The sequence below is a fragment of the Flavobacterium flavipigmentatum genome, assembly GCF_020911905.1.
Classification (GTDB): Bacteria; Bacteroidota; Bacteroidia; order Flavobacteriales; family Flavobacteriaceae; genus Flavobacterium; species Flavobacterium flavipigmentatum.
Genome location: NZ_CP087133.1, coordinates 4,311,697 through 4,328,286 on the forward strand (window position 1 = coordinate 4,311,697; position 16,590 = coordinate 4,328,286).

Below are 16,590 nucleotides of genomic sequence, written 5' to 3' on the forward strand. Positions count from 1 at the left end.
CGAAAATCATACTCTTTAAAAACAATAAAAATGTATTTTTGCACTTGTAAACAACGAAACAACTCTTGAAAAAGTTACTGATCCTATTTCTCTCCTGTATGCTTTTGGTGCCCTCATTTGGGAGCTTCTTTGTTTATACTTCATTCAAATTAAATCAGGAAGAAATCTCAAAAACTATTTGTGTACAACGAAAAATGGTTTTTAATAGTTGTAACGGCCGATGTGAACTTCAAAAAAGCCTTAAAAAATACGCCGATAACGAAAAAAGAATGCAAAACAATCTGAAAGAAAAAGCAGAGATTGTTTACATTCAAAATACAGCTACAGCTAATTTCAAATTAGTAACACCAATCCAATCAGTAAGAGCCCTTTTTGCTTCTTTTGACGCAAAACCAATATCGGTTTCAAATAGTACTTTTCATCCTCCATCCACTTTGGTATAAATTTTAGCTACACTTTTCAATTCAAAATTGAAATCTTTTTTCCTTGTTTTTTTTTAAATCAGGGAAAATACCTGTTACTTTTTAAAATTTATATCATTTAAAATGAAAAATATCTATTTCGCCGTATTGATCGTGGGGCAATGCGTCTTGGCACAAAATAAAGCAGAAAAAGACACGACTCGAACTCAGGAACTTGAAAACGTTTTTATAACTGCCAACAGAACGGCTACTTTACGCAAAGAAACTCCTGTCGCAATTAGCAAAATAACGGCTAAAACCATTAAAGAAACTAAAGCCAGTGCGGTTTACGAAATCATCAATAAAACACCCGGAGTTTTGATGGTTAATTTAGGAAACGAGCAGCACATGATGGCTATCCGTCAGCCGATGACCACAAACGCTTACTATTTATATCTTGAAGACGGTTTGCCTATTCGACCAATGGGAATCTTCAATCACAATGCTTTGTTAGAAATCAATCAGTTTAATTTACAAAGTATCGAGGTTGTAAAAGGGCCTGTTTCTTCGCTTTACGGACCAGAAGCTGTGGGCGGAACGATCAATCTAATTTCGCAAAAACCACCGGTTGATCCTGAATTCAAGTTTGGCGTTCAGGCCGACAATTATGGATACAGAAGAATTCAGGCTGCCGGTGGTGCCACAATAGGAAAAGTAGGTTTTCATATTGCGGGAATTTCAACTTTACAGGAAAATGGATGGATGACCTATTCCGATTATAACAAAGACAATTTGAATGCCAGAATCGATTATGCCATTTCGTCCACTACCCGACTGATTAGTAATACCATGTATGGAAAATATTATTCAGATATGAGTGGTAGTGTCAATGAAGAGGCGTTTTACAACAGAAGCTATAAAAGCACCACCAATTTTACCTACAGAAAATCAGATGCCTTACGAACTCGCATCACACTTGAGCACGATTGGAATAACAACTCAAGCAGTTACATCACGGCTTATTTGCGCGACAATAAGTTAGGACAAAATCCTTCCTACGGAATCAAATGGAGCCCAACTGTTAATCCAACAAAAGCAACAGGCGAAATCAATTCTAATAACTTTAAGAGTTACGGCGCTATTGGTCAACACACTCAAAAATTTGATTTTCTGAATACCAAAATTGTTGCTGGCGCGCTCTACGATTATTCACCCGTAACGTATTGGTCGTATGTAATTGACTTAAATGCCAGCTTAAATCCAGGTGAAGCTGGAAAACAAAAAGTCAGCTCTTACGAAATTGTAGCAGAACACCCCGATTCAAAATTAGCAGATTATACCGCAGATATTTTTAATGCAGCGGGTTATGCGCAATTAAGTTGCAATCCTATCGAAAAATTAGTAGTGACCATCGGCGGGCGTTACGACAATATGAAAGTCAACTATGACAATGCGCTTGACCAATCTACTGGAAGCAAAATCTACGATAAAATAACTTTTAAAGCCGGAGCCAATTACAATCCGTTTGAGTTTGCGGGATTTTATGGCAATTATTCACAAGGTTTTGCACCTCCCGGAATCACTTCGATCTTCAGAACTAAACCAGGAACTGGAGGAACAACAGGAGTTACCGCCGATTTTTATTATAATTTAGAACCTGCGACCTTCAATAATTACGAAGTGGGTGGATGGTTTTCTTTCCTTCAAAACAAATTAAATTTTGATTATGCCTTGTATTATATGGAAGGTAAAAACGAATTATTAAGCATCAAACTTCCCGATAATTCTACAGATTATCGTTCTGCGGGAGCAACCCGCCATAAAGGAATCGAGTTTGGAGCCTCCTACCGACCTTCAAAACAATTCAACATTCGCATGGGCGGCACTTACGCCCAGCACGAGTATATCGATTTTAAACTTTCTGACAAACCCACTGACCCGGTTCAGGATTTAAACGGTAAAGAAATGCCAGCAGCACCAAAATGGTCTGGAAATTCTGAGGTGACTTACTACCCAAATTGGCTTCCTAATTTTAGAACTTCTATTGAATGGCAGTTGGTGGGTAGCTACTATCAAGACCAAATCAACACTGTGAAATATGATGGTTACAACTTGTTCAACGCCAGAATTGGTTACCAATGGAAAGCCTTCGAAATCTATGGTAATGTCATGAACCTAACAGACAAATTATACGCCTACAATGTTTCCAGAGCCAATACAACAAATGCGCAACCCACTTATACAGCAGCAGCTCCCAGAACATTTGTGTTTGGCATACAATATAATTTTTCATTAAAAAAATAATATTTAACCACAGATTAAAGGATTAACACAGATTAAAAAAAAATTATTTTAATTCTTTAATCTGTGGCAAAAAAATCATAAGAATATAGACATGAGCAAAGAAATAAAAGAAAAAAAATCCAAGAAAAAAGATTCCAAAATCGTCAAGAAAATCAAACAGCACATGTACAAGTGGCATCGTACTATTGGGCTAATCACTATCATACCAGTTATATTCTGGACGTTATCAGGTTTAATGCATCCTTTTATGGCGCATTTTTTTAAACCAGAAATTGCACACGAAAAACTAGATTTTCAGCCTATTGACAAAAATAAATTGCAATTTTCTATTCAGGAAGTTTTGCAAAAAAACAATATTGCCGAATTTAAAAATTTCAGAATTGTCGCTTTCGGCGATGCTACTTTTTATCAGGTAAAAAACATAACAGGTGATTTATTATATTTTGACACTTCGTCTGCTAAAAAGTTAGAGAATGGAGATCAAAAATACGCAGAATGGCTTTCGCGTTATTTTTTAGACGACCAAAAAAGCGCCATAAAAAAGAGCGAAATAGTAACCGAATTTACTACGCAATACAAATATGTCAACCGTTATTTACCTGTTTACAAAGTAACTTTAGACCGTCCCGATGCGATGCAAGTGTATGTAGAAACGTCTTCGAGCAAACTCGCAACTTACAATCCTACTTCACGACAATGGTTTATTTGGTTCTTTGACACTTTTCATAACTGGTCGTTTATCGATGCTATTACCAACAACAGCATCCGAATTATTACAATGATTTTTTTGCTTACCATTATCGGATTTTCTGCCCTTAGCGGCATTTTGATCTATGGATTACTTTGGAAACAATTCAAAAAAACAGATAATTTAGCACCCAAAAAAGGGCTTCGAAAATACCACCGCCAAATTGGGATTTGGGTTTCGCTTTTTACTTTGACATTTGCTTTTAGCGGCGCTTATCATGCCACTACCAAGTGGGAGCCGTATACCTTGTCGCAAATGGTTTACGAACCTACTTTTACCGCAAAAGAAATCCCTCTTGCCAATACTAATTTAAATGTAGACTGGAGTCGTTTTCAAAACAGCAGTATCACTACCCTCAATGACACCGTATATTATCGCTGCCAACTCATTCAAAAAGAAAAATACAAAGCTTCAAAATCTGATTCCAATTCAAAATGGAACAAAAAAGAAGGTCCAAAATCGGAAGTTCTTTATATCAATGCAATCACTAATAAAACAGCACCCAATATTGATTTAGAGTATGCGCAATTTCTAGCGTACTATTTTACAGATGGCGCTCCAAAAGCAGCCTGTTGCGAAATGGTCGAGACGACTAATGAATCTAGCGCTTCTTTAGAAAACGCAAAATTAGTAGAATCAAAAGTTCTTACTGATTTTGAAAGCCGCGAATATGGTTTTGTAAACAAAAGATTGCCAGTAGTAAAATTGGCCTACGAAACGCCCGAAAAAACAACTTATTTTATCGAAACTTCTACTTCACGATTAGCAGCTGTGATCAAAAATTCAGATAAGGTTGAAGGATACTCTTTTGCCATTCTTCATAAATTTTTATTCATGGATTGGGCAGGAAAAAACATTCGCGACCTGACCATGGTGCTGGCAGCTTTGACTATTTTGATTGTTAGCATTCTGGGATTTATTTTGTTTTTGAAAAAATAATTTCAAGCTATTGAGATTCTAAGTTACTAAGGTTCTAAGTTTTTTCTTAGCAGCTTAGTAACTTAATCTTTCGGCAACTTATCGGGATTTTCCTCAAAATAACGTGCTTCTATTCTCTTGATATCTTTTATAGAACTTTTGGCCCATGCTAAGCGTTTCTCTAAAATTTCATCTGCCGATAACTGCCAAGCGATATCAGAATTCCTTAATCTGTTGGTTATATTTTGAATGATAATCGCCGCAGAAACAGAAATATTAAGACTTTCTGTAAAACCCACCATCGGAATTTTAAGAAAACCATCTGCTTTTTCGAGAATTTCAGGAGATAGCCCGTCTCGCTCAGTACCAAAAAACAGGGCACTCGGTTGAGTAATATCAAAATCTTCCAGCAGGCAATCATTTTCATGTGGCGTAGTTGCAATAATTTGGTAACCCTGATTTTTTAAAGTCGAAATACAGTTTGTAACCGAATCAAACTGATTGATATCTACCCATTTTTGGGCGCCCATAGCAATTTCTTTATCAATTCTTTTACCGTAACGCTGCTCGATAATATTGAGTTCCTGAATTCCAAAAACTTCACAACTACGCATTACAGCACTCGTATTGTGCATCTGAAAAACATCCTCTACTACAACTGTAAAATGTTTCGTTCGGGTCGAGAGCACTTTTAAGAATTTTTCTTTGCGATTATCTGTCAGTATATTTTCAAGAAAAGCGAGGTAATCTAAATCAATCATTTGAGTTTTATTTGTGACAAAAATACATTTTTTATATTTCTTTTTAATTGAGTTAAAAAAGAAGCCTTTCTTTTAACATCAGCAAAAGTTTAATTAAATTCGTGAATAAATTACACGGATGGAAACAATTGTAATCAAAAAAATTGGTCTTTCAGAATTAGAGAAACTACAGAAAATAGGCAAACAAACCTTTTCTGAAACTTTTGCCGCTATCAATTCTGAGGAAAATATGAAACAATACTTAACCGAAAAATTTTCTCTTGAAAAACTCACCGACGAACTGACAAATTCTAACTCAGAATTTTATTTCGCACTTCTTGAAGAGAAAATAGTCGGATATTTAAAGGTCAATTTCGCAGCAGCGCAGACAGAATTAAAAGACAAAAATGCCTTAGAAATAGAACGTATTTATGTTTTAAAAGAACACAAAGGCAATAAAATTGGACAACTTTTATACGAAAAAGCCTTACAGGTCGCACAAAAATCAAGTTTGAAATACATTTGGCTGGGTGTTTGGGAAGAAAATCATGGCGCTTTACATTTTTATAAAAAAAACGGTTTTATAGCCTTTGATAAACATATTTTTAGACTGGGCGATGACGAACAAACAGATTTATTAATGAAACTAATGCTGAAATAACGCCATGAAAAAGAAATTAGTTGTTTTAACGGGTGCAGGAATCAGCGCAGAAAGCGGGATCAAAACTTTTCGGGATAGCAATGGTTTGTGGGAGGGACACGATGTGATGGAAGTCGCAACTCCGGAGGGATGGAGAAAAAATCAAGAATTAGTTTTGGATTTTTATAATAAAAGGCGCCAGCAACTTAAAGAAGTACAGCCTAATTTGGGACATCAATTTTTGGCAGAATTAGAAAATGATTTTGATGTACACATTATCACACAAAATGTAGATGACTTGCATGAACGTGCCGGCAGTACAAAGGTTTTGCATTTGCACGGAGAATTACTAAAAGTAAGCAGTATTCAAAATCGAAATGTTATTTTAGACTGGAAAGAAGATTTATTTACAGGTGATCTGGACGAAAACGGTCATCAATTGCGCCCTCATATTGTTTGGTTTGGCGAAGATGTTCCCGCTCTTGAGGAAGCCATCGAAATTACGGAATCGGCAGATTATTTTGCCGTAATTGGCACTTCATTGCAAGTATATCCAGCTGCAGGATTGATCGCCTATACGGATCATAAAACGCCTGTTTTTTATATCGATCCGAAACCAATTGCGATTCCGAATCTTCGAAATAAAGTAGTAATTATTTCTAAAATTGCATCTGAGGGAGTTGCAGATTTGAGAGAACATTTAAAATCGATTTAAAAACACAATTGCCTATTTTGATTCCTTTTAATCGCCAAATTCTGTTTATATTTGCAACTTTCGAACAAACAACATAACAATGACTACTTTAAACGAATTGAACGCTATATCACCAATTGACGGAAGATATAGAAGTAAAACCCTTTCATTAGCACCTTATTTTTCTGAAGAAGCTTTAATCAAATACCGTGTATTGGTTGAAATTGAATACTTTATTGCCTTGTGCGAAGTACCGTTGCCGCAACTTTCTGATGTAAATCCAAATTTATTTGACAGTTTACGTGACATTTATAAAAACTTCTCGACAGCAGATGCGCTTTGGATAAAAGAAACAGAAAAAGTAACCAACCACGACGTAAAAGCGGTGGAATACTTTATCAAAGATGCCTTTGAAAAATTAGGATTATCACAGCATAAAGAGTTCATTCACTTCGGATTAACTTCTCAGGATATTAACAACACTGCCATTCCGCTTTCTACAAAAGAAGCTTTTGAGCAGGTTTACATGCCATCTTTAATTGGTCTAATTTCCAAATTAAAAGAACTAAGTGTAGAATGGAAAGACATTCCGATGCTGGCTCGCACGCACGGACAACCGGCCTCTCCTACTCGTTTGGGCAAAGAAATCTTGGTTTTTGTAGAGCGTTTAGAAGAGCAAATGCGTTTGTTATTTAATATTCCGTTCGCAGCCAAATTTGGTGGGGCAACTGGAAATTATAATGCGCATCATGTAGCCTATCCACAAATCGATTGGAAACAGTTTGGGAGCAAATTTGTCGAAACCGATCTTGGTTTGCACCACTCTTTCCCGACTACTCAAATTGAGCATTACGATCATTTTGCGGCCTTTTTTGATGCTTTAAAAAGAATCAACAATATTATTATCGATTTGGACAGAGACATTTGGACGTATGTTTCGATGGATTATTTTAAACAAAAAATAAAAGAAGGAGAAATTGGTTCGTCCGCAATGCCACATAAAGTAAATCCGATTGATTTTGAAAACTCAGAAGGAAATTTAGGAATGGCAAATGCTATTTTTGAGCATTTGGCGGCTAAATTGCCAATCTCCAGATTACAACGTGATTTAACTGACAGTACTGTTTTACGCAATATTGGCGTTCCGATGGGACACACGATTATTGCTTTTGAAGCGTCTTTGAAAGGTTTGAATAAATTGCTTTTGAACGAAGCGAAATTTGCAGAAGATCTAGAGAAAAATTGGGCCGTGGTAGCAGAAGCAATTCAGACAATTTTGCGCAGAGAAGCCTATCCAAATCCTTATGAAGCTTTGAAAGGTTTAACACGAACTAACGAAGCGATTGACAAAAAGGCAATTCATAATTTTATTGCTACTTTGGAAGTTTCTGATGCTGTAAGAGCAGAATTAATGGCGATAACACCTAGTAATTACACAGGAATTTAAATAAAACACAAAATATTTTCTCAAAAAAAGCTATCTTTAACGATAGCTTTTTTTTATGAATGTTCTCGAGAGGTTAGCCCTGACTGAAAAGAAAAGCCTTTTGCGAAAAAAACTATATTTTTTTGTTGGAACAGAGCGACCAGAGGAAGCTCCTGAGACAGCATTAAAAAATAAGTTTTTTGATCAAAAGCTTGGAATGAAAGGCTGGAATAGCTCCTGAAAAAATCAAAACTTTTATGATTGCCTTAAACGCCGTTGCCGAAACTACACATCATCTAAAACCACTTATTAGCGATTTAGGACTTATCCTGATTACCGCCGGAATTGCTGTATTGCTCTTTAAAAAAATGAAACAGCCCCTTGTTTTGGGGTATTTGATTGCGGGTTTCTTAGCCGGAAATCATTTTGATTTTTTTCCTTCGATTACCGATATGAAAAGTGTGGAAGTCTGGGCTGAAATTGGGGTCATTATTTTACTGTTTAGTTTGGGGCTCGAATTTAGTTTTAAAAAGCTCATGAAAGTAGGCGGAACGGCTTCGATTACTGCCATTACCCAAATAATCACGATGGTCTCGATGGGATATCTGGTGGGGCAATGGATGGGCTGGTCACAAATGGATAGTATTTTTTTGGGCGTAATTTTATCGATTTCGTCTACCACAATTATCTTAAAAACATTTGATGAATTGGGCGTAAAAGCACAAAAATTTGCAGGAATTGTTATCGGATCACTGATTGTACAGGATTTAGTGGCTATTTTAATGATGGTATTGCTGTCGACTATTGCGGTAAGTCAGCAGTTTTCCGGAACCGAATTATTGATGTCTGTTCTAAAACTAGTTTTCTTTTTAACCGTTTGGTTTGTTGGCGGCATCTTTTTTATTCCGACGCTTCTTAAAAAAGCAAAACATTTATTGACAGACGAAATGCTGCTTATTATTTCGCTTGCTTTGTGTTTGATGATGGTGAGTTTTGCTTCAAACGTAGGTTTTTCACCTGCGCTGGGTGCTTTTATAATGGGATCTATTATTGCAGAAACTACTCAGGCTGAACATATTGAACATTTGATAAAACCTGTAAAAGATTTATTTGGCGCCGTTTTTTTTGTATCGGTAGGAATGTTAATTGACCCAAATACACTTTATGAATATGCTTTACCTGTAGGAATTTTAACTTTTATTACGATCCTCGGACAGTCTGTAAGTTCTACTATTGGTGCACTTTTGGCAGGACAACCCCTAAAACAATCTGTACAAACCGGGATGAGTTTGTCGCAAATTGGAGAGTTTTCTTTTATTATTGCCACTTTAGGAATGACACTCAACGTTACAAGTTCTTTTTTGTACCCTGTTGTGGTAGCCGTTTCTGCAGTAACTACGTTTACTACTCCTTTTATGGTAAAATATGCGGTACCTTTCTCTGACTTTTTAGAACGAAAATTACCCAAAAAATGGGTCAAAAATATCAACCGTTATAGCGTAAATGCACAAGCCATAAAATCTGTGAGCATCTGGCAAAAAGTCTTAAATACATATCTTTTGCAAATTGTGGTTCATTCAATTATTGTGGCAGCTGTCATTTTATTATCGGCCAAGTTTGTCGCGCCATTAGTTGCCGACACAAGATTCGGAAACACTTTGGCAGTCCTAATTACACTAGTCATTATAGCTCCCTTTTTATGGGCGCTGTCGTTGCGCCGTGTAGCCGTAGAAGAAGTAGATATACTTTGGAAAGAACGTAAATATCGAGGTGCCCTTTTAATGCTGATATTAGTTAGAATAAGTCTCGGTTTATTTTTTGTTGGATTTTTATTAAACATCTTCTTCTCACCTCTAATCGCGATCGTTGCTTTGATCCTTGCTATCGTGGCTTATCAAATATTTCCTAAAAAACTAAACGAACAATATCATAAAATTGAGAATCACTTTTTGAAGAATTTGAATGACAGAGAAAATAAAAAGATAGACAGACGTTATGCCAACTTAATGCCTTGGGATGGTCACATGTCTATATTTGACATTGGAAAAGAATCTAATTTGGCTGGCAAAACATTAGAAGAAATGCGCATTCGCGAATTAATGGGTATTAATATTGCCTATATAAAACGTGGTGAAGTGATGATTCCTATTCCTACCAAAAACGAGCGTTTATTTCCCGGGGATGAAATCTCGGTGATTGGAACCGATGCACAGATTACAGAATTTACACAATATCTGAATCAGAATGAAATTGAAGCTCCAAAAACAATAGATGAATCTCAGGTTGTATTGCGCCAGCTAGAGGTTTCGGATGAAAATTTTGCACAAAAAAGTATTGGAAAATTCAGAAATGAAACAAATGCAATGGTCGTGGGAATCGAGCGAAACGGAAACCGTATCCTGAATCCGGAATCTAACCTTATCTTGCAAAAAAACGATATTATTTGGGTTGTTGGAGACAAAAAGAAGATGATCGAATACATAAAAAAAGTATAATATCATGATGACATTATACTTTTCTTTATTTTAAAAACATAAAGTTATAAAAAAATTAGCCTTTATTTATTTTACTTGTTAGGCTGTGGCGTCATTCGCAAATAAGGTTTGATAGTCGTATGCCCTTTTGGGAATTTCCCTGGAATGTCACTATCGAGAACAGCCGGTGTAATCACTACATCTTCTCCGTCTTTCCAGTTAGCTGGAGTTGCAACACTATAATTGGCAGTAAGTTGCAAACTATCAATAACACGAAGCAGTTCGTCAAAATTTCGTCCTGTTGAGGCGGGATAAGTCAAAGTTAGTTTTATTTTTTTGTCAGGACCAATCACAAAAACAGAACGTACTGTAAATTTGTCACTTGCATTAGGATGCAGCATGTCGTATAAATTTGCAATCTTTTTATCTTCGTCAGCAATAATTGGAAAATTTACGGTCGTGTGTTGCGTTTCGTTTATGTCTTTGATCCATTCTTTGTGAGATTCTAAACCATCAACACTTAAAGCAATCACTTTTGTATTTCGTTTTGTAAATTCCGGAAGATAATTTGCTACCGTACCCAATTCTGTCGTACATACAGGTGTAAAATCTGAAGGATGCGAAAATAAAACACCCCAAGAATCTCCCAACCATTCATGAAATTTAATGGGTCTTTCTGTTGTCTCCGCCTGAAAATCCGGAGCTATATCGCCTAATCGTAATGTTGCCATAATATTCTTTTTTTTGTTCATTTAAAGTTACTCAAAAAAAGCATAAGAAAAACGCCAAATTTTTTAAAAAAAAGTTAAAATTCTATTCTTCCTATATAGTTAGTGTTTTAATTAAATAAAACCTACTACAAAATACCAAATGCCTAAGGTTAAGAACGAAAGCGGAATCCCAAAACCAATCATCATGCTGCTTAATTTAGGTTTTAATCCGTAAGAAGAGGCTAAAATAGCTCCCGTAATCATGGGCGCCATTGCCATTTGCATGATCGTAATTTTAATTTCCTCCGAATGTTTATTCAATACAAAAATATATAAAAATAAAATGAGAGCCGGAGCAAAAATTAATTTGTAAAAAAGACCCAATCGCAAAAATTTCCAGTGCCTGCTTTTTCTGTCAAACTGCAATTGCAAACCAACAGAGGTGAGCGCCAAAGGAGTTACAAAACTTCCTATTTTAAGCAATCCGTATTGAATATTGGTATCAAATTGATACTGCATAACATTCATCAGGCAAGCCGTTAGAAAAGCTAAAAAAGGAGGAAAAAGAAGTACTTTTTTAATGATTTCTGATGCATTTGGACTTCCTTTTGAATAAAATGCAGCCACAAATATGCCTAATGTCGAGACTACCACAAAAGTTCCCGGCTGATCGACCAAAATAGCCGTTTTCAGACCTTCCTTTCCATACAAAGCTTCAATAATGGGATATCCTAAAAAGGAAGAATTACTTAAACCTGCAGTCAAGATCAGACAACCGATGAGCTTATTTGACCATCCCATTTTTTTTCCAACAAAATGAAAAAAAACAAAAGCCAGAACAAAAACAATCCAACCAGAAGCGATTGGAAACAATAAATTATTGTCCCACTTTATTTTAGGAATATGATATAAGGACAAAGCAGGAAGGCAAATATATACTACAATTTTATTTAAAACTTTGTAGATGTGGGTTGGAAACCGCTTAATATGCTGCAGAATGAGACCTGTAGCAAGAAAAATGAATATTAAAATAAAATTGTTCATAGTCTGTAAAAAAGCAAAAATACTACTTTCCGAATTGCCGTATTCAATTAATTTTTAGTTAAAATTATTTTTTATTCGATAAAAGACTTTATATTTGTAATATATTTTATTACAGTATGATTTCAGGTAAATTTGCCATAACGACTCACATTCTTACTTTGCTCACTAAATTTCCTAATGATTTTTTATCATCAGAATTTATTGCGGGGAGTATCAACTTGAATCCCGTTTTGGTTCGAAAAGAAATTGCCAACCTAAAATCGCATCGACTGGTAGAGAGTAAAGAAGGCAAAAACGGTGGAACAAAATTGACTGTTGATCCATCGAGTATTACTTTGAAAGCCATATTTGAAATGACTTTTGAGACTATCAATCTCGGCTATGCAAAAAATACTCCTAACCCGGAATGTCCTGTTGGAAAAAAAATCAATCAAAATTTAAGTAATTTATATACCGATATCAATCGCAAAATAAGCCTTCAACTAGAAGATATTACATTAGAAGATTTTTCTAATCAATTCTAAACCGTTTTTTTATTCAAAACTGTAACAATTTTTATTACTAATTAAATTATATATTTATGAAAATCGCAATTATTGGAGCTACAGGATTTGTAGGTTCCGCAATTTTAACAGAATTAACAAACAGAAATCACACCATTACTGCCATTGCAAGAAATCCAAAGGAAACTTCAAATGCTACTTGGGTAGCGGCAGATATTTTTGTTATTGATACTTTAGCCGACATTTTAAAAGGGAACGATGTGGTCGTAAACGCCTTTAACCCTGGTTGGACAAACCCGAACATTTATAATGATTTTCTTAATGGTTCTAAAGCCATTCAAGAAGCTGTTAAAAAATCAGGTACAAGCCGTTTTATTACAATTGGAGGAGGAGGAAGTTTATTTGTTGCGCCAGATTTACAAGCGGTAGATACGCCAGATTTTCCAAAAGAAATTTATGACGGAGCAAACGCAGCCAGAAATTATTTGAATATCATCAAGGAAGAAAAAGAATTGGATTGGGCCTTTTTTAGTCCAGCTTTTGAAATGCATGCAGGAACAAAGACAGGAAGAACAGGTAAATACCGTCTGGGTTTAGAAAATCCAGTTTTTAATGATGAGCAAAGAAGCATTTTGTCTGTAGAAGATTTAGCTGTGGTAATTGCAGACGAAATCGAAACACCAAAGCACCACCAAGTACGCTTTACGGCAGGTTATTAATCGCATTCAAATTGCATGAATTTTTATTGATTTTTTTATAATACTTTCGTTAAAAAAATCATGTAATTCGTGGCAACAAAACTCCAGCAGTTTCAAAAGGTCAATTGTCTTTTTGAAACTGTTTTTGTTTTCTGTACTTTTACGATGTCTAAAAGTAACATTTTGTCAAATTCAAAAAGCAAATCAAGCAGTTTACATGAAAAAGCTGGAATTTCACCTCCCGAAATCACCAACGTTTCGGCTATCAATGAAATTCAGCAAAAAAGGAAACTACAACCGAGTTCAAAAGAATTAGTTGACGGGATATTAAGTAGTAGTCGGACTGCTTTAAGTCGTGCTATTACGTTGATTGAAAGCACTAATCCGGAGCATCTGATAAAAGCAAATGAGGTAATAAAAGACTGCCTGCCACATGCGAATAACTCTGTTCGGATAGGAATTACAGGTGTTCCCGGTGTTGGAAAAAGCACTTTCATAGAAGCTTTTGGAAAATACCTTACGCAGTCAGGAAAAAAAGTAGCTGTTTTAGCCGTTGATCCAAGTAGTTCTCTGTCGCACGGAAGCATTTTAGGCGATAAGACACGAATGGAGGAATTGGTAAAAGACGAAAATGCTTTCATCAGGCCTAGTGCATCAGGTGCAACTTTAGGGGGTGTTGCCAGAAAAACACGCGAAGCGATTATTTTGTGTGAAGCCGCTGGATTTGACACCATAATTATTGAAACTGTTGGCGTGGGACAAAGCGAAACTGCCGTTCACAGTATGGTCGATTTTTTTCTATTGTTGAAAATTTCTGGTGCAGGCGACGAATTACAGGGCATTAAACGTGGCATTATGGAGATGGCAGACGCCATTGTAATCAATAAAGCCGATGGTGACAATGTAAAAAAAGCGAATTTGGCAAAAGTAGAATTTAATAGAGCTTTGCATTTATTTCCGATAAAAAAATCAGCATGGCAGCCAAAAGTAACCACTTGTAGCGCCGTTACCAAAGACGGAATTCCAGAAGTTTGGGAAACGATTTCGAGTTATTTTGAACAAACAAAAGAAACTGGTTATTTCCAAGAAAACCGCAAAGACCAGAATCATTTTTGGATGATGGAAACGATCAACGAGCAATTAAAATCTAAATTTTACAGTCAGCCCAACATACTTTCAGAATTAGAAAAAAACAAAAAAGCAGTGCAAAACAATGAAATTTCACCTTTTGCAGCTGCTCAAAATTTATTGGAATTGTATTTTAAATAAGGTTCTAAGTGACAAAGGTTCAAAGAAACAGAGGGGAAAAACTTTGTTGCTTTGAACCTTTGCGATATTAAAAACCTACTTTTTTCTCAACTTATACTTTTTCTCCTTGTATAAATTCCCAGCCGTAATCACATGTGCCAAAGCATCTTTTGCTAGCTCTTCGTTTAATTTTACCGGAATCAAAGTTGTATCGTTTTTAAACTCAAACTGCAATGGTTTTAGATTAGGTTGCATGATTACAACCTGATTTTCAACTCTAAAAGCATTGATATCATTAAACTGCATAATCGATCTTCCCTGCGTTTTAGAATCTAATTTATTTAAATTTCTGCCGACCATTGGTGTTTCAAAAGGAATACCTAAGTAACTTAACAAAGTGGGCGGAATATCTATCTGACTCGCCAATTTGCTGTAAGTTGTACCTTTTGGAACATTAGGGCCAATTATAAAAGCCGGAATATGAAACTTATTTATTGGAACTAAATTTTTTCCGTATGTTCTGGTATTATGATCTGCGATTACAATAAAAATAGTGTTCTTAAAATAGGCCTCTTTTTTAGCCATTTCGAAAAATTTTCCAATAGAAAAATCAGCGTACTTCATAGCATTATTTACAGTGGCAGGTTTTTTATCGAATGGTTTGATTCTTCCTTCTGGATATTCAAAAGGCTCATGATTAGAAGTTGAAAACATCAAAGAAAAGAAAGGTTTATTACCTTTTGCTTTGAAATAATCATTTGCTTTTGTTACTAAATCTTCATCAGAATAGCCCCATGTTCCTTTGAAAGCATATTTTTTTCCATCAGATTCAAAATCTTCTTGGTCAATGATATTTTCAAAACCATTCCCATTAAAGAAAGAGGCCATATTATCAAAATTAGCCATTCCGCCATAAATAAAACTGGTATCGTAGCCTTTTTGTTTTAGAGCTTCTGCCAAAGTAAAAAAGCCTTGCTGTGAGTTTCCTAATTTTACCACACTCTCTGATGGAGATGGCAAAAATCCTGTCACGACTGCTTCGATTCCTCTTACGCTTCGCGTTCCGGTACAATATAAATTGGTAAACAATAAGCCTTCTTTAGCTAATTTATCAAATTCTGGTGTTAGCGGTTTACCTCCTAAAATACCAACATACTCAGCACCTAAACTTTCTTGCAAAAAAATTACCAAATTATACGGTTTTTTTAATAGAGAATCGGGCTGTTGTACATGAAGAAAAGGAATAGTAGCATCTGTAAAATCATTGGGGCCGGCAATCATATATTTTTTCACACGCGCTATGGCCTCAGCTTCATCCATTTTTCCGTACATTTTGGTGTTTCCCTCATTTTTTATTGAGTAAGCCGCAAAAGCAACCGTATAAAAAGAGTTCAGACCTAAAGTATTGGTTAATTGATCTGTAGAAAATACCGCATTACTTGCATTTATTGGTCGTTTTGAAGTAAGACTAGAACGTGCTCCAAAGAACAACAAGAAAGCTAGTAACGGAAAAATCATTAACTTGAATTTGTATTCAGTAGCTGATGTATAGAAAAATTTCTTTCCTTTTTTAAAGGCAAAATACAACACAACTCCTAAAATTAAAAAAGTAACAATTATAGACTTCAGGTAACTTTTTAGAAGCATTCCGACTACTTCTTTTGGATAAATTAAATAATCCAAAAATATTTTATTGGGACGTGTGTCATATTGTTTGACAAAATCGGGAGAAGCCAATTCTACAAACAAAATCAGAAACAAAAATAAAAAGCTATAAATCACCAAAAAATTATTGGTAAACCTCATCCATTTATTGGGTAAAAAAGTAATTAAAACCGCTGGTAGAAATGATAAGTAACAAAGTAAAATCAAATCCATTCGGAGTCCGATCGGAAAAATATACCAAAAATGAGGCGTTTCTACTACCCTATCTTTAAAAATAAAAAAAAGAAACAGGCGACTTAAAGTTGTAATTAGCAAACCGATTGCTATGAAATTAAAAATGGGTTTTAAAAAACTTATTTTTTTCATTAAAATGATTT

General features: G+C 35.4%; 14 protein-coding genes. 10 read left to right on the forward strand and 4 right to left on the reverse strand.

The features are described 5' to 3' along the window. Positions 1 to 269 precede the first annotated feature (269 nt). The 3 genes from LNP22_RS18190 (at position 270) to LNP22_RS18200 (ending at position 4,392) form a co-directional block, all read left to right on the forward strand. Complete coding sequence (locus LNP22_RS18190) at positions 270 to 443, forward strand: hypothetical protein (RefSeq protein WP_229974711.1); 174 nt, start codon at positions 270 to 272, stop codon at positions 441 to 443. Between the two features lie 102 nt (positions 444 to 545). Beyond that, positions 546 to 2,705 carry a TonB-dependent receptor gene (locus LNP22_RS18195; RefSeq protein ID WP_229974712.1) on the forward strand — a complete coding sequence of 720 codons (2,160 nt, stop codon included), beginning with the start codon at positions 546 to 548 and terminating at the stop codon, positions 2,703 to 2,705. A 91-nt stretch (positions 2,706 to 2,796) separates the two neighbouring features. Continuing rightward, complete coding sequence (locus LNP22_RS18200) at positions 2,797 to 4,392, forward strand: PepSY-associated TM helix domain-containing protein (RefSeq protein ID WP_229974713.1); 1,596 nt, start codon at positions 2,797 to 2,799, stop codon at positions 4,390 to 4,392. Between the two features lie 62 nt (positions 4,393 to 4,454). Here the strand turns inward: LNP22_RS18200 and LNP22_RS18205 are convergent, their stop codons facing one another. Continuing rightward, positions 4,455 to 5,132: a TrmH family RNA methyltransferase gene (locus LNP22_RS18205; protein ID WP_229974714.1), complete on the reverse strand. Its 678-nt coding sequence runs from the start codon at positions 5,130 to 5,132 to the stop codon at positions 4,455 to 4,457. A 118-nt stretch (positions 5,133 to 5,250) separates the two neighbouring features. Here LNP22_RS18205 and LNP22_RS18210 point away from each other — a divergent pair, with 118 nt between their 5' ends. From LNP22_RS18210 to LNP22_RS18225, 4 genes are all read left to right on the forward strand, one after another. Continuing rightward, entirely contained in the window at positions 5,251 to 5,772 is a 522-nt protein-coding gene (locus LNP22_RS18210) for a GNAT family N-acetyltransferase (protein WP_229974715.1), read from the forward strand. A gap of 4 nt (positions 5,773 to 5,776) precedes the next feature. Beyond that, positions 5,777 to 6,466 carry an SIR2 family NAD-dependent protein deacylase gene (locus tag LNP22_RS18215; RefSeq protein WP_229974716.1) on the forward strand — a complete coding sequence of 230 codons (690 nt, stop codon included), beginning with the start codon at positions 5,777 to 5,779 and terminating at the stop codon, positions 6,464 to 6,466. A gap of 79 nt (positions 6,467 to 6,545) precedes the next feature. After that, positions 6,546 to 7,892: an adenylosuccinate lyase gene (gene purB / locus LNP22_RS18220; RefSeq protein WP_229974717.1), complete on the forward strand. Its 1,347-nt coding sequence runs from the start codon at positions 6,546 to 6,548 to the stop codon at positions 7,890 to 7,892. Positions 7,893 to 8,128: 236 nt separating this feature from the next. Then, complete coding sequence (locus tag LNP22_RS18225) at positions 8,129 to 10,366, forward strand: cation:proton antiporter domain-containing protein (protein WP_229974718.1); 2,238 nt, start codon at positions 8,129 to 8,131, stop codon at positions 10,364 to 10,366. Between the two features lie 71 nt (positions 10,367 to 10,437). On the opposite strand, the gene LNP22_RS18230 is transcribed toward LNP22_RS18225, so the two are convergent. Both LNP22_RS18230 and LNP22_RS18235 read right to left on the reverse strand, forming a co-directional pair. Next, complete coding sequence (locus tag LNP22_RS18230) at positions 10,438 to 11,076, reverse strand: peroxiredoxin (protein ID WP_229974719.1); 639 nt, start codon at positions 11,074 to 11,076, stop codon at positions 10,438 to 10,440. A gap of 111 nt (positions 11,077 to 11,187) precedes the next feature. Further along, positions 11,188 to 12,099, reverse strand: coding sequence for an AEC family transporter (locus tag LNP22_RS18235; protein ID WP_229974720.1), 912 nt, complete (start codon positions 12,097 to 12,099; stop codon positions 11,188 to 11,190). Positions 12,100 to 12,215: 116 nt separating this feature from the next. On the opposite strand from LNP22_RS18235, the gene LNP22_RS18240 reads away from it, so the two are divergent. From LNP22_RS18240 to meaB, 3 genes are all read left to right on the forward strand, one after another. Then, positions 12,216 to 12,623 carry an Rrf2 family transcriptional regulator gene (locus LNP22_RS18240; RefSeq protein ID WP_229974721.1) on the forward strand — a complete coding sequence of 136 codons (408 nt, stop codon included), beginning with the start codon at positions 12,216 to 12,218 and terminating at the stop codon, positions 12,621 to 12,623. Between the two features lie 56 nt (positions 12,624 to 12,679). Beyond that, the gene (locus tag LNP22_RS18245; RefSeq protein ID WP_229974722.1) at positions 12,680 to 13,321 is read left to right on the forward strand and encodes an NAD(P)-dependent oxidoreductase; all 642 of its coding nucleotides are present in this window, start codon (positions 12,680 to 12,682) and stop codon (positions 13,319 to 13,321) included. 144 nt (positions 13,322 to 13,465) lie between these two features. Beyond that, positions 13,466 to 14,569 (forward strand): methylmalonyl Co-A mutase-associated GTPase MeaB, encoded by a 1,104-nt coding sequence (gene meaB, locus LNP22_RS18250; protein ID WP_429670535.1) that lies wholly within the window; start codon positions 13,466 to 13,468, stop codon positions 14,567 to 14,569. Between the two features lie 75 nt (positions 14,570 to 14,644). Here meaB and LNP22_RS18255 read toward each other — a convergent pair whose 3' ends face one another. Next, entirely contained in the window at positions 14,645 to 16,579 is a 1,935-nt protein-coding gene (locus LNP22_RS18255) for an LTA synthase family protein (RefSeq protein WP_229974724.1), read from the reverse strand. Positions 16,580 to 16,590 lie beyond the last annotated feature (11 nt).